A 20,270-nucleotide genomic window follows, 5' to 3' on the forward strand; every position below is an offset into this window, starting at 1 on the left:
ACGGAGCACAATGTTACGCAGAAACTGGCTGTCGGCGGTAACCGGGCGCTCAAATCATACCCGGCGGGCCTCCTCCGCTAGCCTCCGTTGTAATTCCGATACCATCATCATCCGGCAGGGCTGGGACCACGACGTTACGATTACTAAGAGCTTGTCGTTTAACCTGCAACAACTGATTGCGCAGGCGGAGGATGACAAAACGTAACTATGAATGCTGAAAATCGGTTTCTTTAGACAGGAAACCGATTTTTTATGATCCGACTGCTCCTTCTCACCTGTCTGCTTGTTACCACGCCACTCCTTGCCCAACGTACTCCGGGGCTGAAGCAACCCGTCGAGATCATCCGCGACCGCTGGGGTATTGCGCACATCTACGCCCGGAACGAACATGATCTGTTTTTTGCGCAGGGCTATTCGGCCGCTTCCGACCGGCTGTTTCAGCTCGAAATCTGGCGTCGGCAGGCGACCGGCACCGTGGCCGAGCTGCTCGGACCAAAGGAGGTGAAGCGGGATATGGGTACGCGCTTGTTTCGCTTTAGAGGTAACCTCGACCAGGAACTGAAGCATTACCACCCGCATGGACCGCAGATCGTGCAGGCCTTTGTGGACGGGATCAACGCCTACATCCGGGAGATACTGAAAACACCCGAAAAGCTGCCGATTGAGTTCAGGCTGCTGAATACAAAACCGGGTTACTGGACGCCCGAGGTCGTGATCAGCCGCCATCAGGGATTACTCGGCAACGTCCGCGACGAACTGAACTACGGTCGGCTGGTTCACCTGATCGGGGCGGATAAACTACGGCAACTGCAATGGTTTCACCCTGCCCGCAAAGCCACCGAACCCGATCTGACGCTGCACGTCAGCGGGGCAGACCTGATGCAGCCGATTCTGGAGATTTACGAAGCGTTTCGTTTGCCGTTAAAATTCAGTGCCACCGACGAAGGGCCGGGCGCTACGGAAGAGGAAGCCGGCCTGAACCGGCAGCAACAGATTGCCGACTGGTTTGACACCGAAAAGCAGTACGTCGGCTCCAACAATTGGATTATCAGCGGCAAGCGGTCGGCAAGCGGGTTTCCGATGCTGGCCAATGACCCCCACCGGGCGCAGTCGGTGCCGTCGCTGCGGTACTGGGTTCATCTGAGTGCTCCAGGATGGAATGTCGTGGGGGCTGGTGAGCCGACGCTGCCCGGCGTATCCATCGGCCACAATGACTACGGAGCCTGGGGACTGACCATCTTCGAAACCGACAACGAAGACCTGTATGTCTACGAAACCAATCCGGCCAATCCCAACCAGTACCGCTACCAGGGACGCTGGAAAGACATGCGGGTGCTGACCGAAACGATTCCCGTCAAAGGCCGAAAGCCGGCAACCGCTACGCTGAAGTATACCCACCACGGCCCGGTCGTATTCGAGGATGCGAAGAATTATAAAGCTTACGCCGTTCGGGCGGGTTGGCTGGATCGCGGCTGTGCACCGTATCTGGCCAGTCTACGAATGAACCAGGCCCGAAACTGGACCGAATTCCGACAGGCGTGTGCCTACAGCCGACTGCCGGGCGAAAACATGATCTGGGCAGGACGGCCCTCAGCGGGTAAAAACACGATTGGCTGGCAGGCAACCGGCCTGTCGCCGATCCGTAAAAACTGGACAGGGCTGGTGCCCGTGCCCGGTGATGGCCGGTTTGAGTGGAGCGGCTACCTGCCTATTCAGCAACTGCCGCATAAGATTGACCCGCCCGAGGGCTTTGTCGTGACGGCCAACAATAACCTGACGCCCGCTGATTTTCCGCATCGCAATGCCGTGGGCTGGGTGTGGGCCAATCCGGTGCGGGCTGATCGCATCAAAGAAGTGATTCAATCGAAACCCAGGCATTCCATCGACGATTTCAAGGCGTTGCAGGCCGACTACCTGTCGATGAGTGCCCGGTCGCTGGTGCCCTTGCTGAAGAACCTGAAGGCCAACGATCCCGTAGTGGAGCAGAGCCGGCAGCGGCTGCTGAACTGGGATTATCAGCTGCGGCCGGAGTCCGTTCCGGCGGCTATCTACGTGGCCTGGGAAACCGAACTGCGGCAGGCCGTCTACAGCGCGACGGTGCCCGAAGTGGCCCGGCCGTACCTGCGGAGCGTGCCGATGAAGCGGGTGGTCGACTGGTTGACACACAATGAAGTTCCGCCCGGTCTGCTTACCAAAGCCCTCGAAAAAGCCGTCGCTACGCTGACCCAGCGCCTGGGCCCGGACCCGTCACTCTGGCTGTATGGGCAGCCCAACAACAAACACATTACGCTGACGCACACCCTGAGCAGCCGGGCGACTCCCGAACAGCGGGCGAAGATGAACCTGGGGCCACTGCCCCGGGGTGGTTACGGCGAAACGGTCAACAATACCGGCAATGGTCTGAATCAGGAACATGGCGCTTCGTTTCGGATCATCGTCGATACGCAGGACTGGGATAAAACCGTTGGCATCAACAGCCCCGGGCAATCGGGCGATCCGGCCAGTCCTCACTACGCTGATCTGTTTCCGCTCTGGGCGCAGAACGGGTACTTCCCGGTGTATTTCTCGAAGAAAAAAGTGCAGTCGGTAGCCGAATCAACGATCTCGCTGCAGCCTTCCGGTACCGGGCAAATTAATTCGCCCGCAGGCAGAAGGAAATAATCAGAATAAGGATCATTACTTTTGCAGTGATTTTTGAATGCAACTGATCGATACGCCGTGCGACAGACCCCTCTGCAACGCACCGCCGAACCAATGGACATACAGGAACAAGTAAAGCAAGCCATACAGCAAGCCATCAGCGCCCTGTTCGATACCACACTTGACGAGGTGGCGCTGCAACCTACCAAAAAAGAGTTTGAAGGCCTTTACACCTTCGTAACGTTTCCGCTGACCAAAACCCTGCGCAAATCACCCATCGAGATTGGGCAGGCAATCGGTACGTATTTGCAGGAAAATACCACCGTGGTCAGTCACTTCAACGTTGTTCAGGGATTCCTGAACCTGAGCATTGCCGATTCGGCCTGGCTCGACGTACTGAACGACATACTGGCCGAGCCTGATTTCGGTCAGTTACCCACTAAAGGGCAGTCGGTGATGGTGGAGTTTTCGTCGCCGAACACCAATAAGCCCCTGCACCTCGGTCACCTGCGCAACAACTTCCTGGGCGACGCCGTCAGCCGCATTTTAAAAGCCAACGGCTACGATGTCGTGAAAACCAGCATCGTCAACGACCGGGGCATACACATCTGTAAGTCGATGCGGGCGTATCAGTTGTTCAGCAACGATGCGTCGGGCCAGCCCGAAACGCCCGAGTCGAGCGGCATGAAGGGCGACCACCTGATCGGTAAATACTACGTCCTGTTCGACAAGGCGTATAAAGCCCAGATCGAGGAACTGGTGGCGCAGGGTATGCCGAAAGAAGAAGCCGAAAAGAAAGCTCCGCTGATGCTGGAGGTGCAGGAGATGCTGCGGAAGTGGGAGCAGGGCGACCCCGAAACGGTGACGCTCTGGCGGCAACTGAACGAATGGGTCTATGCCGGATTCGCCGAAACGTATCAGAAAATTGGTGTCAGCTTCGACAAGACGTATTACGAATCCAACACCTACGTATTGGGCAAGGAGGTCGTTGAAGAAGGTCTGCAGAAAGGCATTTTCTACCGAAAGGAAGACAGCTCCGTCTGGATCAACCTGACCGAAGAAGGTCTCGATCAGAAGCTGGTGCTGCGCTCGGATGGTACGTCGGTGTACATGACTCAGGACCTCGGCACGACCGATCTGAAGTACGACGATTTCCACAACGACCGCCAGATCTGGGTGGTGGGCAACGAGCAGGATTACCACTTTGCCGTGCTGTTCGCCATTCTGCGCCGGTTAGGCCGGCCGTATGCCAATGGCCTGTACCACCTGTCCTACGGCATGGTTGATCTGCCCAGCGGCAAGATGAAGTCCCGCGAAGGTACTGTGGTGGATGCCGACGACCTGATTCAGGAGATGTATGACACCGCCGAGCAACGTACCCGCGATCTGGGCAAGATCGAGGATTTTAATTCGGCCGAAGCACAGCAGCTTTACCACATGCTCGGCATGGGGGCGCTGAAGTATTTCCTGCTGAAGGTTGACCCGAAGAAACGGATGCTGTTCAACCCCGAAGAATCGGTGGATTTTCAGGGAAACACGGGGCCGTTCATTCAATATACCCACGCCCGTATCCGGTCGGTGCTGCGGAAGGCCGAACAAAACGGTCTGCAACCCGAAAAAAGCGTGTCGGCGGTGGCGATGCACCCGACCGAACAGCAACTGGTGTATCTGCTGAGTCAGTTTCCGCAGCGCATTGCCGAAGCGGGCGACGACTACGCGCCGTCCTACATCGGGCAGTTTGCCTATGAACTGGCCAAGGCCTACAACCAGTTCTACGCTGAGGTCTCCATTCTGTCGGAGCCGGACCCTATAAAGACCCAGCTACGAGTTACTTTATCGGCGTTGGTGGCCGGGACAATCCGCAAAGCCATGCAGTTGCTGGGTATCGATGTGCCCGAGAAAATGTAATGCAGTAGCGAGATTTGTTTGGTAAAGGGTTTATATTCAAATCGAAACTTTTAAAACCTTTTCCAAATGAAACGAGAAATTACGAAAGTAGACGTTGCTTCAGTGGCGTTGGTGTATGGTGCGCTCCTGGCGGTAATCGGATTATTTTTTGCGCTGTTGTTTTTTCTGTTCGGTTCCTTATTTGGTACTATGTTTAACCGGTCGGGTATGGGAGCCATGATGGGGGGCGGTATCGTGATGGTCATCTTACTGCCGATTCTCTACGGTATTTTCGGGATGATATTTGGTGCCCTGTTCGGCCTTATCTACAACCTGGTTGCTCCCCGGGTCGGTGGCGTTAAGGTGTACATTCGCGATGCAGTCCAGTAAGGCCCCGCAAGAACCTGTAAAGCGAAAACTATTTTATCTCACAACCCGTTAAAGGCGATAACATGGTCATGTTATCGCCTTATTTTTTATGAGAAAAACGTTTGTACTTGCCTTATCAGCCTTTGGGCTGCTTTTACTTACTTCTGGATTTATGTCTATATCAACGCTTGTTAAAGGAATCTTCAGCGACAAAAATGAAGTTGCTGCGGCACCCACTACCCCTCCGGCACCCGCAAAAACACTGTATGACTTTACGGTGAAGTCTATCGACGGTAAGTCGGTATCACTGAGCGGTTTCAAAGGCAAAAAAGTTGTGATTCTGAACGTAGCTTCCAAGTGCGGCTACACACCACAGTACGGCGACTGGGAAAAGTTCTACAAGGAACACGGCAGTAAGATTGTTGTGCTGGGCTTTCCGGCCAACGATTTCGCCAGCCAGGAACCGGGCAGCAACGAAGAAATTGCTACGTTCTGTCAGAAGAATTACGGCGTAACGTTCCCCATGTTTGAGAAGGTGGTCGTGACCGGCAAAGAGCAGGCTCCGCTGTATAAATGGCTGTCGTCGAAGCCGCTGAACGGCTGGAACGACAAGGCGCCGACCTGGAACTTCTGCAAATACGTCATCAACGAACAAGGTCAGTTGACTCACTTCTCCGCATCAGGCGTTAAGCCCGACGACGCTGAGTTCAAAAAAGCAGTAGGAATTTGATTTAAAGCGTGAAAGAGCGAACGAGTGATGTGCTCAGCACACCGTTTGCTCTTTCACTCATTCGCTCTTTCACTCATTACATGAACCCCTGGGTTGCTGCGGCCCGGCCGCGTACGTTACCGCTGGCATTGGCCAGTATTATCCTGGGTAGTTTTCTGGCCGCTGCGGATGGACAATTAAATGTGTCGATCGTGGTGCTGGCGGCCCTGACTACCATCTTTCTCCAAATTCTCTCCAATTTCGCCAACGACTACGGCGATGCCATTTCGGGCAAGGATACCGACCTGCGCGTTGGTCCCCGGCGGGCCGTGGCTACCGGACTGATCACGAAAGAGGCCATGCTGCGCGGCATTGTCGTTACGTCGGTGCTGTCGCTGATCACGGGGATCTGGCTGCTGGTGGTTGCCTTTCAGGGCGCCGGGCAGGAGGTTTTCTGGGCGTTTCTGATTCTGGGGTTGTTGAGCATCGCGGCTGCCATCGGGTATACCAACGGCAAGCGCCCCTATGGGTATGCCGGATTCGGCGACATTGCTGTGCTTCTCTTCTTCGGCTGGCTGGGTGTGCTGGGTACGTATTTTCTACACACGCTCTCGTTTAATGCCGCCCTGTTGCTGCCCGCCACGAGCGTTGGGTTGTTTGCGACCGGAGTGTTGAACATCAACAACATCCGCGACATTGAAACCGATACCATGACCGGCAAACGGTCCATTCCGGCGCGATTGGGTTTGCAGCGGGCCATTCGGTACCACTGGGCGCTGCTGATTGCCGGGATGCTTTGTGCGTTACTTTTCTCCCTGCTGACGGGACAGGGCTGGGTAAGTTATCTGTACCTGCTCGCGTTTCCGCTGTTCGTGCTGAACGGGCGGGCCGTGGCCACCCATCAACGGCCGGCCGAACTCAATCCCCGGCTGGGGCAACTCGCCCTCACGACTCTGCTGTTTGTCGTGCTTTTTGGCATCGGGCAAGTGCTGTGACGACGCAGAGTTGGTCGCTTGACTTCGCCTGATAAAGCCAAGTAAGTTATCAATAACTCACGTTAAACGGTTGTTGCCACTGTTTCGGCTGAGTAATGCTTTTCACCCCGCCATAAAACCTTTTGTGTAAAAACTGATTGCCGATTACTGCCTTCGCTTAATATTCGTACAAACGGGTGGGCTGCGCCAGCAATCGCTTGCCCGCTTACATAAGAACTCGTTTGTACCAGCCGGTTATGTTCAAAAGCAAGCCAACGTCTGCCAGCACACCTAAACCTAAAAAATCACTTCTCCGCGAATGGGCGGATTCCATGCTGTTTGCCGTTGTGGCGGCCACATTGATCCGCTGGATGACCGTCGAAGCGTTCGCCATTCCGACGCCCTCCATGGAAAGCAGCCTGATGGTCGGCGATTTCCTGTTTGTTAGTAAGCTGCATTACGGGCCACGCACACCCAAAACACCCCTTCAGGTGCCGCTGACGCATCAGAAACTCTGGGGAACGAACCTGCCTTCGTTCAGTTCGGCCATTCAATTGCCGATGTATCGCTTTCCGGGCTTTTCGCACGTGAAAAACGGCGATGTCGTCGTGTTCAATTACCCGCCCCAACTGCCGGGCGAACCCGATTACCCGCCCGATCTGAAAACGTATTACGTGAAGCGGTGCGTAGGCATACCGGGCGATACGGTAGGGCTTCGAAACGAGCAGGTGTTCGTCAATGGGAGGGCGTTTCCGGTGGCGCGTCGGCAGCAGTCGTCCTATTTTGTCAAAACCACCGAAGTCCTTGATGATCGCTTTTTTCGGAAGTACGGCATCGTAAACGATTTTAAATCGCCGGAAGGGCCGTTTATCAACTGGCAGCCGCTCGAAACCATCGATAACAAGACGAAAGCGTCCGTGTTGGTTGGCTACCGGGTCAATACGTCCGCCGAGGTCATGGCTCAGTTTAAAACCTTTGACTGGGTGAAGGGCATCGAACCCATGACAGCCCCGGCCGGTCAGTCGGAGCCGGGAATATACGGCGGGGCGGCCAACGCCTGGAACCGGGACAATTTTGGTCCGCTGGTCATTCCCAAAAAGGGTACTACGATTCCGATCAACCGGCAGACGCTGGCGGTGTACGGCCCCATCATCCAACGCTACGAAGGCAACAAAAACGTAGCGCTGACCGCAACCAGTCTCCAGATTGACGGTCGACCCGTAACAGCCTACACCTTCCGGCAGGACTACTACTTCATGCTGGGCGATAACCGCCACAACTCCGAGGATTCGCGCTACTGGGGCTTCGTGCCCGATGATCACATCGTCGGTAAGGCCGTGTTTGTCTGGCTGTCGATTGATCCCGTTCCGGCCGACATCTGGCACAAGATCCGCTGGAATCGGTTGTTTCGGTTGATTGAGTAAATGCCTTAGCGTACCGGTCAGACCGGCTGATCGGCCATCCAGTTGGTTAAGCCGGTAATAAGCTCGTTTACGTCGGCGATCAGCCAGTCGGTAGCCATCCGGTTGGTTAACTTACGGGTAGATAGCTGGCTGAGCCGTTCCAGCCGGCGCCGTTGTCGGCTCGGTAGCTGCTGGAGATACGGCTGTAGCTGGGGCAACGTTTCCTGCACCCGAATGCAGGCCGATTCGGACAGGCTGTAGTGAACGGCCAGCCGCCGAATCTCGGTGACGCGCCAGAGCTGCGGCTTGTTATACCGTTGGCGAATGCTGTTGTTAGTCAGGCCCAATACCGGTTCGAGAATCCGGGCGTTTCGGACATCATCGTTGAAATGACGCATTACAACCCGGTACGTATTCTGAAACGATAATAAGGATTCAAGTAGATATTGTGCTGTCATAGATGATCGGGCTTAAGCTGTACTGATGGTGGAGCCGGATTGAGTCCGGTTAAACTGCCGGATGTGTGAGAACTAAAACTATGCCAGTTATCATATTGAAGCAGGAATGATAGGCCATAAAGGGAAACTATCGGCCAAAAATCAGGAGCCTTTGAGGGATGCACGTGATGAAGACCAAACCGACGCTGATTGTAGTCGTTAGTACCGCGTGTCGGCCAGGCTGTTGGGCAATGCGTGAAAGTTGACTTTGGTACGATTCGTGATACCCGCCCTTGCGATCTGCAGCAGCAGAGTTAGATTTTCTTCATTCGGTTTATCTGACCGTTCCATCCGGGCGACTTCGCCGTAGCGCCCAATTGCTCACTTTAATACGATTCTAATCCCTATATTATCGGTCTTTAATAAGTTAAAGGGTTAGTTTTCAGAAACGCCCGGCTTTATACGTCTACAGTCGTGATATAGCCAAACGGCGAATTGTGTCTGAGTCGTATTGATCGTTGACTCAATGTGAGGTGGATGAATGGTGAGTGATCACGGACAATAGTAGGGCTGCTTTCTTTGTTATCCCGACCGGGACGCGTGGATGCCAGGAGGGATGATAAAAAAGCGCATTTGAGGCTATGGAGTTATTCAAAACTCACGTTAACTTAGTGTACTGCATAGGTAGAAATCCTGTCGGGGATGCTGCCAACGGCTTTTCGCAGGAATTCAGCGGCTGGTTGTAGAAAACCGGCTTGCTTATGAACATATCAATTGCTTCTGAACTTGGTAAACCATCGTGAGCCATGCTGATACTTGTAATCCTTCTGGGTGTTTTGATGGTGGGCATCGTTTGTTTTGTAGCAGGTCAGTGCTGGGAGCAAAACCGGAAAAAGCAGGCCGGTGATGAGCTGCTGTTCATGGATGATTTACAGGGACGAACGCGCGGTCGAATTAAAGAAGACCTGGATCGGCTGGTGGTGCTCCATCACGAAGGCCAGCTCTCCGATGAACAACTGCTGCTGCTGTCGGACGAGTTAATCGATGAACTAGCCGCCCTGGGTACCGCCGACGTGCTAACGACGGCTGCAAAAGTAGCCAGATAAACCAACGGGCCGACTACCGGCCCTGAGCGTAACGGCATACATTTCATACTCATACAGTACCGTTACCGAATGCCCTGTTTTTCCTTCACGATCGAAAACCGATCCCGAACAACGCCGTCGGTACACACCCAGCGGGCTTCCAGGCGGTTGTCTTTGACATCGATCAGCATCGAGCCGCCTTCGGTGTTGTTGGTGTACGCGGCTGCTTTGAGCGGCCAACCTGATTCCTGGCCACCCAACTGCCCGCCCGACCCGGCGACAATGTAGATGATCCCCTGTTTTTTGCCGTTTACGCGGTATTCGTTGGGCTGGTCGCTGTTCGAGGCCACGACGATGTGTTTCGGGTCAAACGTATCGGCCAGCCCGTAATGACCGACAATCGGGTAGGTGCGTTCGTAGACGTGACTGTGGCCGCCCAAAACCAGATCGACGTTGTAGCGTTCCAGCACAGGCAGCAGGTTCTGCCGGATGTTGACCAGTAACTCTTCTGTATCCGAATCGTGAGAGCCTTTTGTGTAGGGCGGGTGGTGAAAGAACACGATCGTCCACGGTTGTTTGTTCGCAGCCAGGTCGCGCTTCAGCCAGTCGACCTGGCGACCGGTGGTATCATAAATTCGCTGCCCGCCGTCCATTTTGCCGTACGAGTCCAGCGATACAAAATGAACATTGCCGTAATCGAATGAGTAGTACGACTCCGATCCCGATGGCACACCACCAGCTTCGCCCTGCCTGGGCATTGAGCAAATCTGGAAATAGGGAATAGCCTGGCTCTCGATCTGTCCGCCATAATCGTGGTTGCCGGGTGTTGCCCAGAACGGCATATTCCGGAAAAAACCATCCTGGTACACCCCGAACACATGCTGCTGAAATTCGTCTTCGAGACCGTTTGAATAGGCATTGTCGCCCAGCCAGAGCCAGACGTCGGGTCGGCGATCTTTGGTGGCGTTGACGATGGCATCACGGCAACCGAGCTGTGTAGCGGAACTGTTGCCAAAATCGCCCAACGCCCAGATTCGGATTGGGTCGGTCGAGCCGGGTTTTGGGGACGTCTGAAAGTGTTGCTCTGGGTCCACGTTCATTGTGGTTTTCGACGACCCGAATGCGTAGTAGTAACGAGTGGCGGGTTTCAGGTTCGTCAAAATCACCTCGTGGTCTGTAACCGCCTTCAGATCGCTCACTTCCTGATTCAGCCTCGTGGCAAAAGTGCCGAATTGCACCCGGCTTTCGGTGGGTTGACTGGTGCGCCAGCGGATGGTGATGGAGGTAGGCGTAACGACCTGGAGATACGGCCCGCGAACGACGTCAACGGCCTGAGCTTTGGTTGACTGCACTGTGACCACGGAAGCCAGCAGATAGAACCAACGCTGAAACGGCATTGTCATAGAAGATGCATTTACACGAAATAGATCAAATATAAAAAAAGCCCCACCGGGTATAGCCATCCGGTGGGGTTATGATATTGTTAACAATACCGGGACGAACGCTACTTCCGCAGTAATCGCTGCTCCAAAGCGTCGCGGTAACTGCCGGCCAGTGGAATCGTTACGTTGCCGACCGTGACCTGATGCCGCTCAATTTTGCGGATGGCCCGTAGCGCTACAATGTACGATTTGTGAACACGGATGAAATCGTCGGCGGGCAACGTAGCGAGCATATCGGCGATTGTCATGCGGGTGGTCACCTGCCGGGTCTGTTCGTGAATGAACAGCAGATTCGTGTCCGACTGAATGTACAATACCTCGTCCAGGTTAACCCGCACCCAGTCGTACCCGTCCTTCACAAAAATGCTGGAAGAGGCCCCTTCCCGTTGCGGCATAATCTGGGCGTAGGCGCGGTTGCAGGCCTGAAGAAACCGCCCGAACTCGATGGGCTTGAGCAAATAATCGAGAGCCTGGAGCGTGAACCCCTCAACGGCATATTCGGTATAAGCCGTTGTGAAGATAACCGATTTCTTCAACGGGGCTACCAGCCGGGCAAAATCCGTTCCTGATACGTCGGGCATCTGAATATCCAGAAACAACAGGTCAACCCGCTGCGTGTGGAGGTACGTGAGTGCGTCGGTGGTGTTGATAAACGTTTGCGTCAGATTCAGAAAGGGAACCTTGGCCGCATAGCGTTGCAGAACATCCAGGGCTGCTGGCTCATCATCGATGGCAATCGCATTGAGCATATCTCGTTATAAATCAAGGGTTAGGGCAACGGTGAACGTATCGGATGTCTGCGTAATGGCCAGCGTATGGCGACCGGCATACATCAGCGCCAGCCGCTGCCGGGCGTTGGCAATGCCGGTTCCCGAACCGTGTTTGCCGGTCGTGGCCGATGGTACACTGTTGGCCAGGTGCAGGACCAGCCGGCGGTTTTCGACCGTCAGGGTCAAATCAATATACGAGGGCTGGACAAAGCTGATACCGTATTGAAACGCGTTTTCGACAAACGGGATCAGCAGCAGCGGGGCAATCTGAGCCGGCTGACCATCCCAGTCGAGCTGGGTTGATAACTGAAGATTATCCGTTTCGGGAAGACGCGCCCGCTGCAGAGCCAGGTACTTGTCCAGAAACTGCAGTTCGTTGTCAATCGACGTCAGCGGTTGCCGGGATTCCTGGAGGGTAAACCGCATGATGCCCGACAACTGCTGAATCAGATCGGCAACGGTTTCGTTGTCGGCCCGCTGCGCTTCGTTGTAGATTGTGTTCAGGGCATTAAACAGAAAGTGCGGATTCACCTGCGCCTTCAGGGCCGTTAGTTCGGCTTCCGTTTTCTGCTGGATGAGATACACCTGCTCCCGACGGGCGCGAAACGAATCGGCAATGTAGCCGAACGCAATGATGAACACCATAATGACACCCGTCACGAGCAGGTTTTCATCGGCAAACTCGGGTTCATGATCGGTGCGACGTTGCAGCAACTCAAACACCAGCCAGGCTAAGACGCAGAGCCATGTCCAGTACAACAGCCGCGTTTCCTGACGCAACAGCCAGCCCCGAAACGCCAGGCGATAATTGGCGTAGGCAAGGCCCCAGAGCGCCGTCAGTAGAACCACAACCCCCAGGAGGTACCTGGCCAGGCCGCCGATGTCAGGGGCGGTCTCATCGTTTTGCCAAACCCCAACGTAGATCAGCCGACCCCAGTACGTCAGCAGGCTGATCAGAACCACAGCGAGCAGTAGTGCCGGGTATGGTTTTCGAAGGGTTGACATGGTGGGGTGGTCCGTTAGCGATTAGTTTGTAGACGACGTTGAGGCCGTTTCGAGGGGTTTAATTTTCCGCAACTCGCGCTGGGCCTGGTCTTCGCCGATGGGCGCAATCAGCAACGTACGGCTCAGAAAATCAATGTCTTCTACTGCCTTTACGTAGTACGTATGCCCCGCCTGTACGTTGAGCCACAGCGTTTGGTTATCGGAAAAGTAATCCTTCATGGACTCAATTTTAATACGTCCCGGCAAAATATCCACCTGCATGTAGCGGTTAGTAGGCAATGCGCCCTGTTTCTTGTCATTGATGGCAATGTCGTAGGGCGTACTGCCAAACTCCCGCTGGCGATAAATGATGACCCGCGCCTGTCCATTTCGGGGTTGCCCCTGGTCGTCAAACAGACCGGTGATCAGCAACCATAAGGGAATCAACAGCATCACTTTCATCGCTTCCCTGATTTGGTATAGTTGCTCGAAAAGTAGTAGAGACCCTGGAAGTAAAATTGGCTGATCCGGTCAGTAGGTGCACCGGTTACCTGAAAGGCATCCGACTCCCAGGCCCTGGCTTGCAGACCCCGTCGGTAACCCAGACGTAACACGCTTTCGGCACCCCGTTTGCGCTTTTCCCGCTGGGCGTACTCAATATTGACATCCAGGTAATTGTTTCGTAACCGCAGGGAAGGGATGTTGCCGGTCTGGTCGGTTTGCAGAATGTTCTGGAACGAAACGGCCTGCCTGGTTCGGCGATAGACGCTGTATTCGTAATCGATACTACCAAATCCAGCATTGATGTACAGGCGTCTGTTCCGGGTATTCGCTACGTCGAAGCCGAGCATCATACCGCTGTACCCTGCGCTGTTCTGCCGGGCAACTGACTCAGCTTCGGTATTCGCTATCCGGATCAGGCTAATGGCGTTTCCAGCCTGTAACATAAGTTTAAGCCGTCCATAGCGAGCCCCGAATCCAAAGTTGATCATCGGGTCAAGGTGGAAGTCGGGTTCGATCTGGTTGCTTCTGAAAAACGACCGGATGTTGGGCATACTGGTAGACGAAACACTAAGTCCTAATTCCCCCATAAAGCTGAACTTGAACTTATTTATGGGTGGAAGGCCCGAAAACGTAGTTGAATCTGTCGGTTGGCCGAGGGCGGTGTGCCCAATTGCCAGGAGTAAGAATACGAAGCGTTTCATACAAAGGTTGTTTTTGTGTGTTGATGAGTCAAAACAAACATCGCCCGGTTGACCAGCCAAAGGCATGTGGTCAACCGGGCGATGTTTGTGGGGAAATTTAAAAACTTTGTGATCTTGCGTTTATGAAGCTACGTTTACTTTCACGCGTAACAGAAACTCGTCCATTTCGATCTCGACGGCCTCGCCCGGTTGGCCGCTGCCCGGTTGGCCGTTGCCATTAAGGCCGCCAACGAGGTCGAGCGAAACGGCCTGCACTTCCTGCTGAATGTACGACTTGTTGGCTTCAATGGCCTCGGCCAGAACTTCGTCGTTCCGTTCGAGTTCAATCCGGATCTTGTCCGTTACGTCGAAGTCGCGGTCTTTGCGCAGGTTCTGGATGCGGTTCACGAAGTCGCGGGCGATCCCTTCCCGGCGCAGTTCGTCGGTTACGGTTATGTCCAGCGCCACGGTCAGGCCGCCTTCGCTGGCCACCAGCCAGCCCGGAATGTCTTCGGTCAGGATTTCGACATCCGAGAGGGCAATACTGCCTACTGCCAACTGGATATTGCCGACCTGCTCCAATTCCTTCAACTGCTCGTCGGTCATGGCCGTGATGGCGGCTGCTACGTCCTTCATCTGCTTGCCGAACTTCGGACCGAGCGCTTTGAAGTTGGGTTTGACCTTCTTCTTCAAAATACCCGACGCATCGTCGACAAACTCGACGGCTTTGACGTTCACCTCCGACATGATGATCGGCGCTACGTGTTCGATCTGCCGGCGAGTCTGCTCAGTGAGCACCGGAATCAGCACCCGGCTCAGCGGCTGACGAACCTTCAGCTTATGGCCTTTCCGCAGGGAGTGTACCAGCGACGAAATATCCTGCGCCAGTTGCATCGACGTTTCCAGATCAGTGTCGACCCAATCCGCTTCGTACGAATGCCAGTCGGTCAGGTGTATTGAATCGTGGCGCAACGGGTGGTCCGCCAATGCGGTGTTTTCCTCCCGGGCCACATCGCGAACACCATCGGTCAGGCTGCGGTAAAGCCAGTCGGCGAAGAACGGCGCGATCGGCGACATCAGCTGACCCACAGTCAGCAGACATTGCTGCAACGTCTCATAAGCTGCCCGCTTGTCTTCGGTTAACTCTCCTGCGTCCGACGACGCCCCGGTCCAGAAGCGCCGGCGTGATAACCGTACGTACCAGTTCGACAATTGATCCGATACGAAATCCTGAATCAGCCGCCCGGCTTTGGTCGGGTTGTAAGCTTCGTACTGCTCCGTTACCTCCTTGATCAACGTGTGCAGCTTCGACAGAATCCAGCGATCCAGCTCGGTCAGGCGTTCGCGGGGGACGCGATCAAACTCGTTGATGGTGTAGTTGTCGAGGTTGGCGTAAAGCGCGAAGAAGTTGTACGTGTTGAACAACGTACCGAAAAATCTCCGCTGCACCTCACCCACGCCGTCGAGGTTAAACCGCAGGTTGTCCCAGGGTTCGGCGTTGGTGATCATGTACCAGCGCGTGGCATCCGGACCAAAGTTGGCCAGCGTCTCGAATGGGTCAATGGCGTTGCCCAGCCGCTTCGACATCTTGTTGCCGTTTTTGTCCAGCACCAGACCCGTCGACACGACGTTTTTGAACGCCACCGAATCGAACAGCATCACGCCGATTGCGTGCAACGTAAAGAACCAGCCGCGTGTCTGGTCAACGCCTTCCGAGATGAAATCAGCCGGAAACGCGTGTTCGAACGTATCCTGATTGGCAAACGGATAGTGCCACTGTGCATACGGCATCGCCCCCGAATCGAACCAAACGTCGATCAGGTCCGGCTCGCGCTGCATCAGGTTGCCCTTGTCGGAGATAAAGTAAAGTTCATCGGCGTACGGGCGATGCAGATCGTACGTACCATCGGCGTAAGCGGCCAGAAACGCTTTGTTTTTGTCGACGTAGGCCTGATACTCGGTCTTGCCCTGAGCGACCCATTCACTCATTCGCTCATTGGCCTGTTCGCTCATTGATACCAGCTCCGCCACGGACCCAATACACACCTCCTCGCCCGCTTCGGACCGCCAGATGGGCAACGGTGTTCCCCAGTAACGGCTACGGCTGAGGTTCCAGTCAACGAGGTTCTCCAGCCAGTTGCCGAAGCGGCCGGTGCCGGTGCTTTCGGGTTGCCAGTTGATGGTCTTGTTCAGCTCCACCAGCCGGTCTTTCACAGCCGTTGTGCGAATAAACCAGCTATCGAGCGGGTAGTACAGCACGGGCTTATCAGTCCGCCAGCAGTGCGGATATGGGTGTTCATACTTCTCCACCCGGAACGCCTTGCCTTCCTCTTTCAGTTTGATGGCGATCAGGACGTCCGTTGGTTTAAAGTCCGGGTCAGCCTGCTCCTCGTCGGAATAATACTGCTCCTTTACGTAGCGTCCGGCGAAGTCGGTGATCTCCTTCACAAAACGGCCTTGTTTGTCCACAATTGGCACGTCTTTTCCGAACGTCGGCCCGGCAGTATCATCCTTTACCATGATCGGCGGGATGCCGTTGGCCTGCGCCACCCGAAAGTCGTCGGCACCAAAGGTCGGCGAGGTGTGCACCACGCCCGTACCGTCTTCTGTCGTAACGAAGTCGCCAAGGATGACCCGGAATGGAGGTTCACGGAATGCATCACCGTCCGGCTGCACGTACGGCATCAACTGCTCGTATTCGATGCCCTGAAGGTGTTCGCCTTTGAACTCGGAAACGATGGCCCACGGAATAACCTTGTCATTGGGCAGGTACGTGTCGAAAACCGGACTGCCGGGGCCGTCCTGACGACCTTTCTCGCTGAACCACCGGCCCAGCAGCGCTTTTGCCAGCACTACGTTGATCGGCTGGTGGGTGTACTGGTTGAAGGTTTTAACGAGTACGTAGTCAATGTCTTTTCCGACGGTCAGGGCTGAGTTGGCCGGCAGGGTCCAGGGCGTGGTTGTCCAGGCCAGGATGTACACATCCGCGTCGGAAGAATCATAAAATAAAAAGCCCGATTTGCCGGTTGGCTTCACCCGAAACTGCGCCACAATGGTCGTATCCTTTACGTCCTTGTAGGTGCCGGGCATGTTCAGTTCGTGTGAACTGAGGCCCGTACCGGCCTTGGGCGAATACGGCTGAATCGTGTAGCCCTTGTATAACAACCCCTTGTCGTACAGCTGCCTGAGCAGGTACCACAGGGTTTCGATGTACTCGTTTTCGTACGTAACATACGGGTTGTCGAGGTCCACCCAGTAGCCCATCTTCTGGGTCATATCGTTCCACTGGTCGGTGAAACGCATGACCGTTTCGCGGCATTTCCGGTTGTATTCCTCAACGCTGATCGTTTTGCCGATGTCCTCTTTGGTAATGCCGAGTTCTTTTTCAACCTGCAGTTCAATCGGCAGGCCGTGCGTATCCCAGCCCCCTTTGCGCTTTACCTGAAAGCCGCGCAGGGTTTTGTACCGGCAAAAAATATCCTTAATCGTCCGCGCCATCACGTGGTGAATACCCGGCGTTCCGTTGGCAGAGGGCGGTCCCTCATAAAACGTAAACGCCGGAGCACCCTCGCGGATCGCGACGGACTGCTCAAAAACCTGATTCTGGTTCCAATAACTCAACACCTCGGCCGCGAGCTGCGCGTAATCGAGGGACTCATATTGTTTGTACTTCACCGCGTTGGACGTTAATCGGGTCGCTTGCCGTAGCCATGCAGCGCCACAGCAAAGAATATCGAATCGCCTGCCTGCCTCAGTAGGTCAAAGCGCGTGCAAAGATACGGATTTAGGGCGTTGCAGGCGACTGTTCATTAATAACAACGGTAAGCGACCGCTTAGTTTCGCCCCGCGCTACTCGTCGCAGGAAGGAACCGAATGCGACTCGGACACCGATTATCCCAATTGAGACAATCGGGACGGCCATTCATCATAAAGAGCTTCCGCGCCTGTGAACAATGGGTTTACTTTGACTACTATGAAAAAGCCTGTACCATTTCTGGTCGGCATGCTATTGACGATTAGTCAATTGCCGGCTTCTGCACAACTTACCTTTCCGGCCGACGGTGGCAACAAAAAAGCGTCGGTGACGGAATACATTGGTCTTACGGACGTAACGATCCGGTACGATCGCCCGGCGGTGAAAGGCCGTGAGGGTAAAATCTGGGGGCAACTGGTTCACTTTGGCTACAAGGACCTCGGGTTTGGCACCAGCAAACAGGCGCCCTGGCGGGCCGGTGCCAACGAAAACACCACCATCTCGTTCAGTACGGACGTAAAGGTGGAGGGCAAGCCGCTGGCAGCCGGTACCTACGGTCTGATGATGGCCGTGGAGGAAAACGAAGTGACGGTTATTTTCTCCAAAACTCACACCTCGTGGGGCAGTTACTTCTACGACCCGAAAGACGATGCCCTGCGCGTGATGGTGAAGCCGGTTAAAAGCCAGTCGATGGTGGATCGGCTGAAGTATGAGTTTATGGACGAAACGGATTCGTCGGCGGTAGTTGCGCTGTTGTGGGAGACGTGGAAAATTCCGTTTACCGTAACGGTCGACGTCGTGCAAACCCAGCTGGCTTCATTACGTAATGAACTGCGCAGTGAAAAGGGCTTCCGGGCGGAGGCTTACCAGCAGGCGGCTGCGTACTGCGCTGATCGGAACGTAAACCTCGACGAAGCCCTGCGCTGGGCCGATTACGCGGTCAACGGTCAGTTTGTGGGCCAGAAAACCTTCGGGACGCTCAGCACCAAAGCCCGGCTGCTGGCCATGACCGGTAAGCAGGCCGACGCCGATGCGCTGATGAAAGAAGCGCTGCCGATGGCTAATGAGCAGGAATACTATCAGTACGGTCGCCAGCTGATCCGGCAGAAGAAAGCAAAGGAAGCCCTGGACGTGTTTCAGACGCTGGCCAAGAAAAGCCCCAACGTATTTCTGTCGAACATGGGCCTGATGCGGGCCTACTCAGCGGTTGGCGATTACAAGGCCGCGGCCGACTGGGGGAAGAAAGCCCTGGCCCTGGCGCCTGATGCCAACAACAAAGCCAACGTCGAACGGCTGCTGCAACAACTGGCGCAGGGCAAAGACGTAAATTAATCGGGTGCCGAAAGGTCGATGGATTGGGAGTTGAACGATAAATACGAAGGGCAGGCAATACAGTTGCCTGCCCTTCGTATTTATCGTTATTTATCGTCTCCCTCCCGGCGCTTGATCGTCTGCACCAGTCGCCCATTCTCGATCAGGCGGGCACTCAGGACGGTTTGTTTCGGAATCGCTACCAACAGCATCGGGGTGGCGGTTGTGGGCTGCGCCGATGCCGTTTTGCTGGTATCGGTTTGTTTAATGTACCGGAACGTCAGCACGGAGTCCATCACAAACACGCGACTGACCGTTAGTTTCGGCGATTTTGCGGAGGGCGGCAGCACGACACCAACTACCATTTCCCGGTTGAAATTCGGGGCGCTCTGCCGCTGACCCGACGCGGGCTGAAACACGGCTTTGAACGTATCGGTCTGCTCAAACACAAACAGCGTCGGCTTTCCCTTGTTGACGGGGGCATCCGTACTGACGGCATATCCGGACAGTACCCGGTGAGTCAGGCGCGTCGGCATCGGTGTTTGCGCCTGACCGGATGGACCGGTTAGCAGAAAGGTGACTAAGAAAAGAATGGAGAAGTAAAAACGGCAATAGGGTACACAGAACGCGGTTACACTCATAACTGAACTAAAACAAAGAGGACAATACCCTACTAACGATGTAGTAGGTAGACAACTATATCCGACCGGCAGAAAAAAGACGGGTTTGTGATCAGTTATCGGCAGGAGTGCCCGGTTTTGCTACGTTCATGTCGAAGACATTGAAACAGGAATTTGACGCATCGCTCTGGCATTCAATCAGGCTGAACACCTTAACCTCCGGATCCAGCCGTTCGAAATACAGGGCGAAGTTTGCCCGGTCGCCGGCGTACACGTCACGGGTCTGGGGCGACATCGGAATGCCTTCGGCCTTCAGCAGCGCATACGTCCGGTCGCTGTTGGGAACGACGAGCCTGGCCTGCTTATTAAACGAAATGGCCGCCGTAGTGCCCAGGCTCAGCGAATTTCTGGAGTCGCGGTCGTTTTCAAAGCTCATGAACACGACCGTGTAGTCGTTGATGTGGCGGATGTCCGTTACGCGGATGTTGGGGTTTTCTGAACGGCCCAACCCACCGATTGGATCCGGATACAGCCGTTTCCGGGCGGTGAAGTCCCGCTGTTGAGGAACGTAGTATTCGGATCCATCCTGATACGCTACCGCATCGTCGTTGGGCGACGACGTACCGAGTGGATAGGGTTTCGGCGCGCAGGCCGAAACAAGAAAGAGTAAGCCAAGCAGATAAGTAGCGTTCTTCATGGCT

Annotated in this window: 18 protein-coding genes; 9 read left to right on the forward strand and 9 right to left on the reverse strand. The window is 54.9% G+C overall.

What is annotated here, in order from left to right; translation table 11 throughout:
- The first annotated feature begins 10 nt into the window (after positions 1–10).
- The 7 genes from DYU11_RS28560 (at position 11) to lepB (ending at position 8,003) form a co-directional block, all read left to right on the forward strand.
- On the forward strand, positions 11–205 hold the full coding sequence (locus tag DYU11_RS28560; RefSeq protein ID WP_119671157.1) for a hypothetical protein: 195 nt from the start codon (positions 11–13) through the stop codon (positions 203–205).
- Positions 206–252: 47 nt separating this feature from the next.
- The gene (locus DYU11_RS28565; protein ID WP_119671158.1) at positions 253–2,661 is read left to right on the forward strand and encodes a penicillin acylase family protein; all 2,409 of its coding nucleotides are present in this window, start codon (positions 253–255) and stop codon (positions 2,659–2,661) included.
- A gap of 93 nt (positions 2,662–2,754) precedes the next feature.
- Positions 2,755–4,548 carry an arginine--tRNA ligase gene (argS, locus tag DYU11_RS28570; RefSeq protein ID WP_119671159.1) on the forward strand — a complete coding sequence of 598 codons (1,794 nt, stop codon included), beginning with the start codon at positions 2,755–2,757 and terminating at the stop codon, positions 4,546–4,548.
- Between the two features lie 66 nt (positions 4,549–4,614).
- Positions 4,615–4,917: a hypothetical protein gene (locus tag DYU11_RS28575; protein WP_119671160.1), complete on the forward strand. Its 303-nt coding sequence runs from the start codon at positions 4,615–4,617 to the stop codon at positions 4,915–4,917.
- Positions 4,918–5,005: 88 nt separating this feature from the next.
- Entirely contained in the window at positions 5,006–5,626 is a 621-nt protein-coding gene (locus DYU11_RS28580) for a glutathione peroxidase (RefSeq protein ID WP_119671161.1), read from the forward strand.
- Positions 5,627–5,706: 80 nt separating this feature from the next.
- The gene (locus DYU11_RS28585) at positions 5,707–6,600 is read left to right on the forward strand and encodes a 1,4-dihydroxy-2-naphthoate polyprenyltransferase (protein ID WP_119671162.1); all 894 of its coding nucleotides are present in this window, start codon (positions 5,707–5,709) and stop codon (positions 6,598–6,600) included.
- 236 nt (positions 6,601–6,836) lie between these two features.
- On the forward strand, positions 6,837–8,003 hold the full coding sequence (gene lepB, locus DYU11_RS28590; RefSeq protein WP_119671163.1) for a signal peptidase I: 1,167 nt from the start codon (positions 6,837–6,839) through the stop codon (positions 8,001–8,003).
- Between the two features lie 17 nt (positions 8,004–8,020).
- On the opposite strand, the gene DYU11_RS28595 is transcribed toward lepB, so the two are convergent.
- Positions 8,021–8,440: a hypothetical protein gene (locus tag DYU11_RS28595; RefSeq protein ID WP_119671164.1), complete on the reverse strand. Its 420-nt coding sequence runs from the start codon at positions 8,438–8,440 to the stop codon at positions 8,021–8,023.
- A gap of 785 nt (positions 8,441–9,225) precedes the next feature.
- Here DYU11_RS28595 and DYU11_RS28600 point away from each other — a divergent pair.
- A complete protein-coding gene (locus tag DYU11_RS28600) occupies positions 9,226–9,525 on the forward strand; it encodes a hypothetical protein (RefSeq protein ID WP_119671165.1) in 300 nt (99 codons plus the stop codon).
- Between the two features lie 62 nt (positions 9,526–9,587).
- Here the strand turns inward: DYU11_RS28600 and DYU11_RS28605 are convergent, their stop codons facing one another.
- The 6 genes from DYU11_RS28605 to ileS all read right to left on the reverse strand — a co-directional run bounded on the left by DYU11_RS28605 (position 9,588) and on the right by ileS (position 17,559).
- Positions 9,588–10,901, reverse strand: a complete 1,314-nt coding sequence (locus DYU11_RS28605) for a purple acid phosphatase family protein (RefSeq protein WP_158600383.1) — start codon at positions 10,899–10,901, stop codon at positions 9,588–9,590.
- Positions 10,902–11,008: 107 nt separating this feature from the next.
- Positions 11,009–11,695, reverse strand: coding sequence for a LytR/AlgR family response regulator transcription factor (locus DYU11_RS28610; protein ID WP_119671167.1), 687 nt, complete (start codon positions 11,693–11,695; stop codon positions 11,009–11,011).
- Between the two features lie 6 nt (positions 11,696–11,701).
- Positions 11,702–12,721 (reverse strand): sensor histidine kinase, encoded by a 1,020-nt coding sequence (locus DYU11_RS28615; protein WP_119671168.1) that lies wholly within the window; start codon positions 12,719–12,721, stop codon positions 11,702–11,704.
- A gap of 21 nt (positions 12,722–12,742) precedes the next feature.
- Positions 12,743–13,162: a DUF2846 domain-containing protein gene (locus DYU11_RS28620; protein WP_119671169.1), complete on the reverse strand. Its 420-nt coding sequence runs from the start codon at positions 13,160–13,162 to the stop codon at positions 12,743–12,745.
- Positions 13,159–13,905: a hypothetical protein gene (locus tag DYU11_RS28625; RefSeq protein ID WP_119671170.1), complete on the reverse strand. Its 747-nt coding sequence runs from the start codon at positions 13,903–13,905 to the stop codon at positions 13,159–13,161. The genes DYU11_RS28620 and DYU11_RS28625 overlap by 4 nt, the downstream gene beginning before the upstream one ends.
- A 120-nt stretch (positions 13,906–14,025) precedes the next feature.
- A complete protein-coding gene (gene ileS, locus DYU11_RS28630) occupies positions 14,026–17,559 on the reverse strand; it encodes an isoleucine--tRNA ligase (RefSeq protein ID WP_119671171.1) in 3,534 nt (1,177 codons plus the stop codon).
- Positions 17,560–17,857: 298 nt separating this feature from the next.
- Here ileS and DYU11_RS28635 point away from each other — a divergent pair, with 298 nt between their 5' ends.
- Positions 17,858–18,970 carry a DUF2911 domain-containing protein gene (locus DYU11_RS28635; RefSeq protein WP_229366098.1) on the forward strand — a complete coding sequence of 371 codons (1,113 nt, stop codon included), beginning with the start codon at positions 17,858–17,860 and terminating at the stop codon, positions 18,968–18,970.
- Between the two features lie 86 nt (positions 18,971–19,056).
- Here the strand turns inward: DYU11_RS28635 and DYU11_RS28640 are convergent, their stop codons facing one another.
- Positions 19,057–19,590, reverse strand: coding sequence for a hypothetical protein (locus DYU11_RS28640; protein WP_119671172.1), 534 nt, complete (start codon positions 19,588–19,590; stop codon positions 19,057–19,059).
- A gap of 91 nt (positions 19,591–19,681) precedes the next feature.
- Entirely contained in the window at positions 19,682–20,266 is a 585-nt protein-coding gene (locus DYU11_RS28645; RefSeq protein ID WP_119671173.1) for a hypothetical protein, read from the reverse strand.
- Positions 20,267–20,270: the final 4 nt, after the last annotated feature.

The organism is Fibrisoma montanum, assembly GCF_003583365.1.
Lineage (GTDB): Bacteria > Bacteroidota > Bacteroidia > Cytophagales > Spirosomataceae > Fibrisoma > Fibrisoma montanum.

Bases quoted from the DNA above. Each gene is read 5' to 3' on its own strand.
- DYU11_RS28560 (WP_119671157.1), top strand. From the start codon at position 11: ATGTTACGCAGAAACTGGCTGTCGGCGGTAACCGGGCGCTCAAATCAT.
- DYU11_RS28565 (WP_119671158.1), top strand. From the start codon at position 253: ATGATCCGACTGCTCCTTCTCACCTGTCTGCTTGTTACCACGCCACTC.
- argS (WP_119671159.1), top strand. From the start codon at position 2,755: ATGGACATACAGGAACAAGTAAAGCAAGCCATACAGCAAGCCATCAGC.
- DYU11_RS28575 (WP_119671160.1), top strand. From the start codon at position 4,615: ATGAAACGAGAAATTACGAAAGTAGACGTTGCTTCAGTGGCGTTGGTG.
- DYU11_RS28580 (WP_119671161.1), top strand. From the start codon at position 5,006: ATGAGAAAAACGTTTGTACTTGCCTTATCAGCCTTTGGGCTGCTTTTA.
- DYU11_RS28585 (WP_119671162.1), top strand. From the start codon at position 5,707: ATGAACCCCTGGGTTGCTGCGGCCCGGCCGCGTACGTTACCGCTGGCA.
- lepB (WP_119671163.1), top strand. From the start codon at position 6,837: ATGTTCAAAAGCAAGCCAACGTCTGCCAGCACACCTAAACCTAAAAAA.
- DYU11_RS28595 (WP_119671164.1), bottom strand. From the start codon at position 8,440: ATGACAGCACAATATCTACTTGAATCCTTATTATCGTTTCAGAATACG.
- DYU11_RS28600 (WP_119671165.1), top strand. From the start codon at position 9,226: ATGCTGATACTTGTAATCCTTCTGGGTGTTTTGATGGTGGGCATCGTT.
- DYU11_RS28605 (WP_158600383.1), bottom strand. From the start codon at position 10,901: ATGCCGTTTCAGCGTTGGTTCTATCTGCTGGCTTCCGTGGTCACAGTG.
- DYU11_RS28610 (WP_119671167.1), bottom strand. From the start codon at position 11,695: ATGCTCAATGCGATTGCCATCGATGATGAGCCAGCAGCCCTGGATGTT.
- DYU11_RS28615 (WP_119671168.1), bottom strand. From the start codon at position 12,721: ATGTCAACCCTTCGAAAACCATACCCGGCACTACTGCTCGCTGTGGTT.
- DYU11_RS28620 (WP_119671169.1), bottom strand. From the start codon at position 13,162: ATGAAAGTGATGCTGTTGATTCCCTTATGGTTGCTGATCACCGGTCTG.
- DYU11_RS28625 (WP_119671170.1), bottom strand. From the start codon at position 13,905: ATGAAACGCTTCGTATTCTTACTCCTGGCAATTGGGCACACCGCCCTC.
- DYU11_RS28635 (WP_229366098.1), top strand. From the start codon at position 17,858: ATGAAAAAGCCTGTACCATTTCTGGTCGGCATGCTATTGACGATTAGT.
- DYU11_RS28640 (WP_119671172.1), bottom strand. From the start codon at position 19,590: ATGAGTGTAACCGCGTTCTGTGTACCCTATTGCCGTTTTTACTTCTCC.
- DYU11_RS28645 (WP_119671173.1), bottom strand. From the start codon at position 20,266: ATGAAGAACGCTACTTATCTGCTTGGCTTACTCTTTCTTGTTTCGGCC.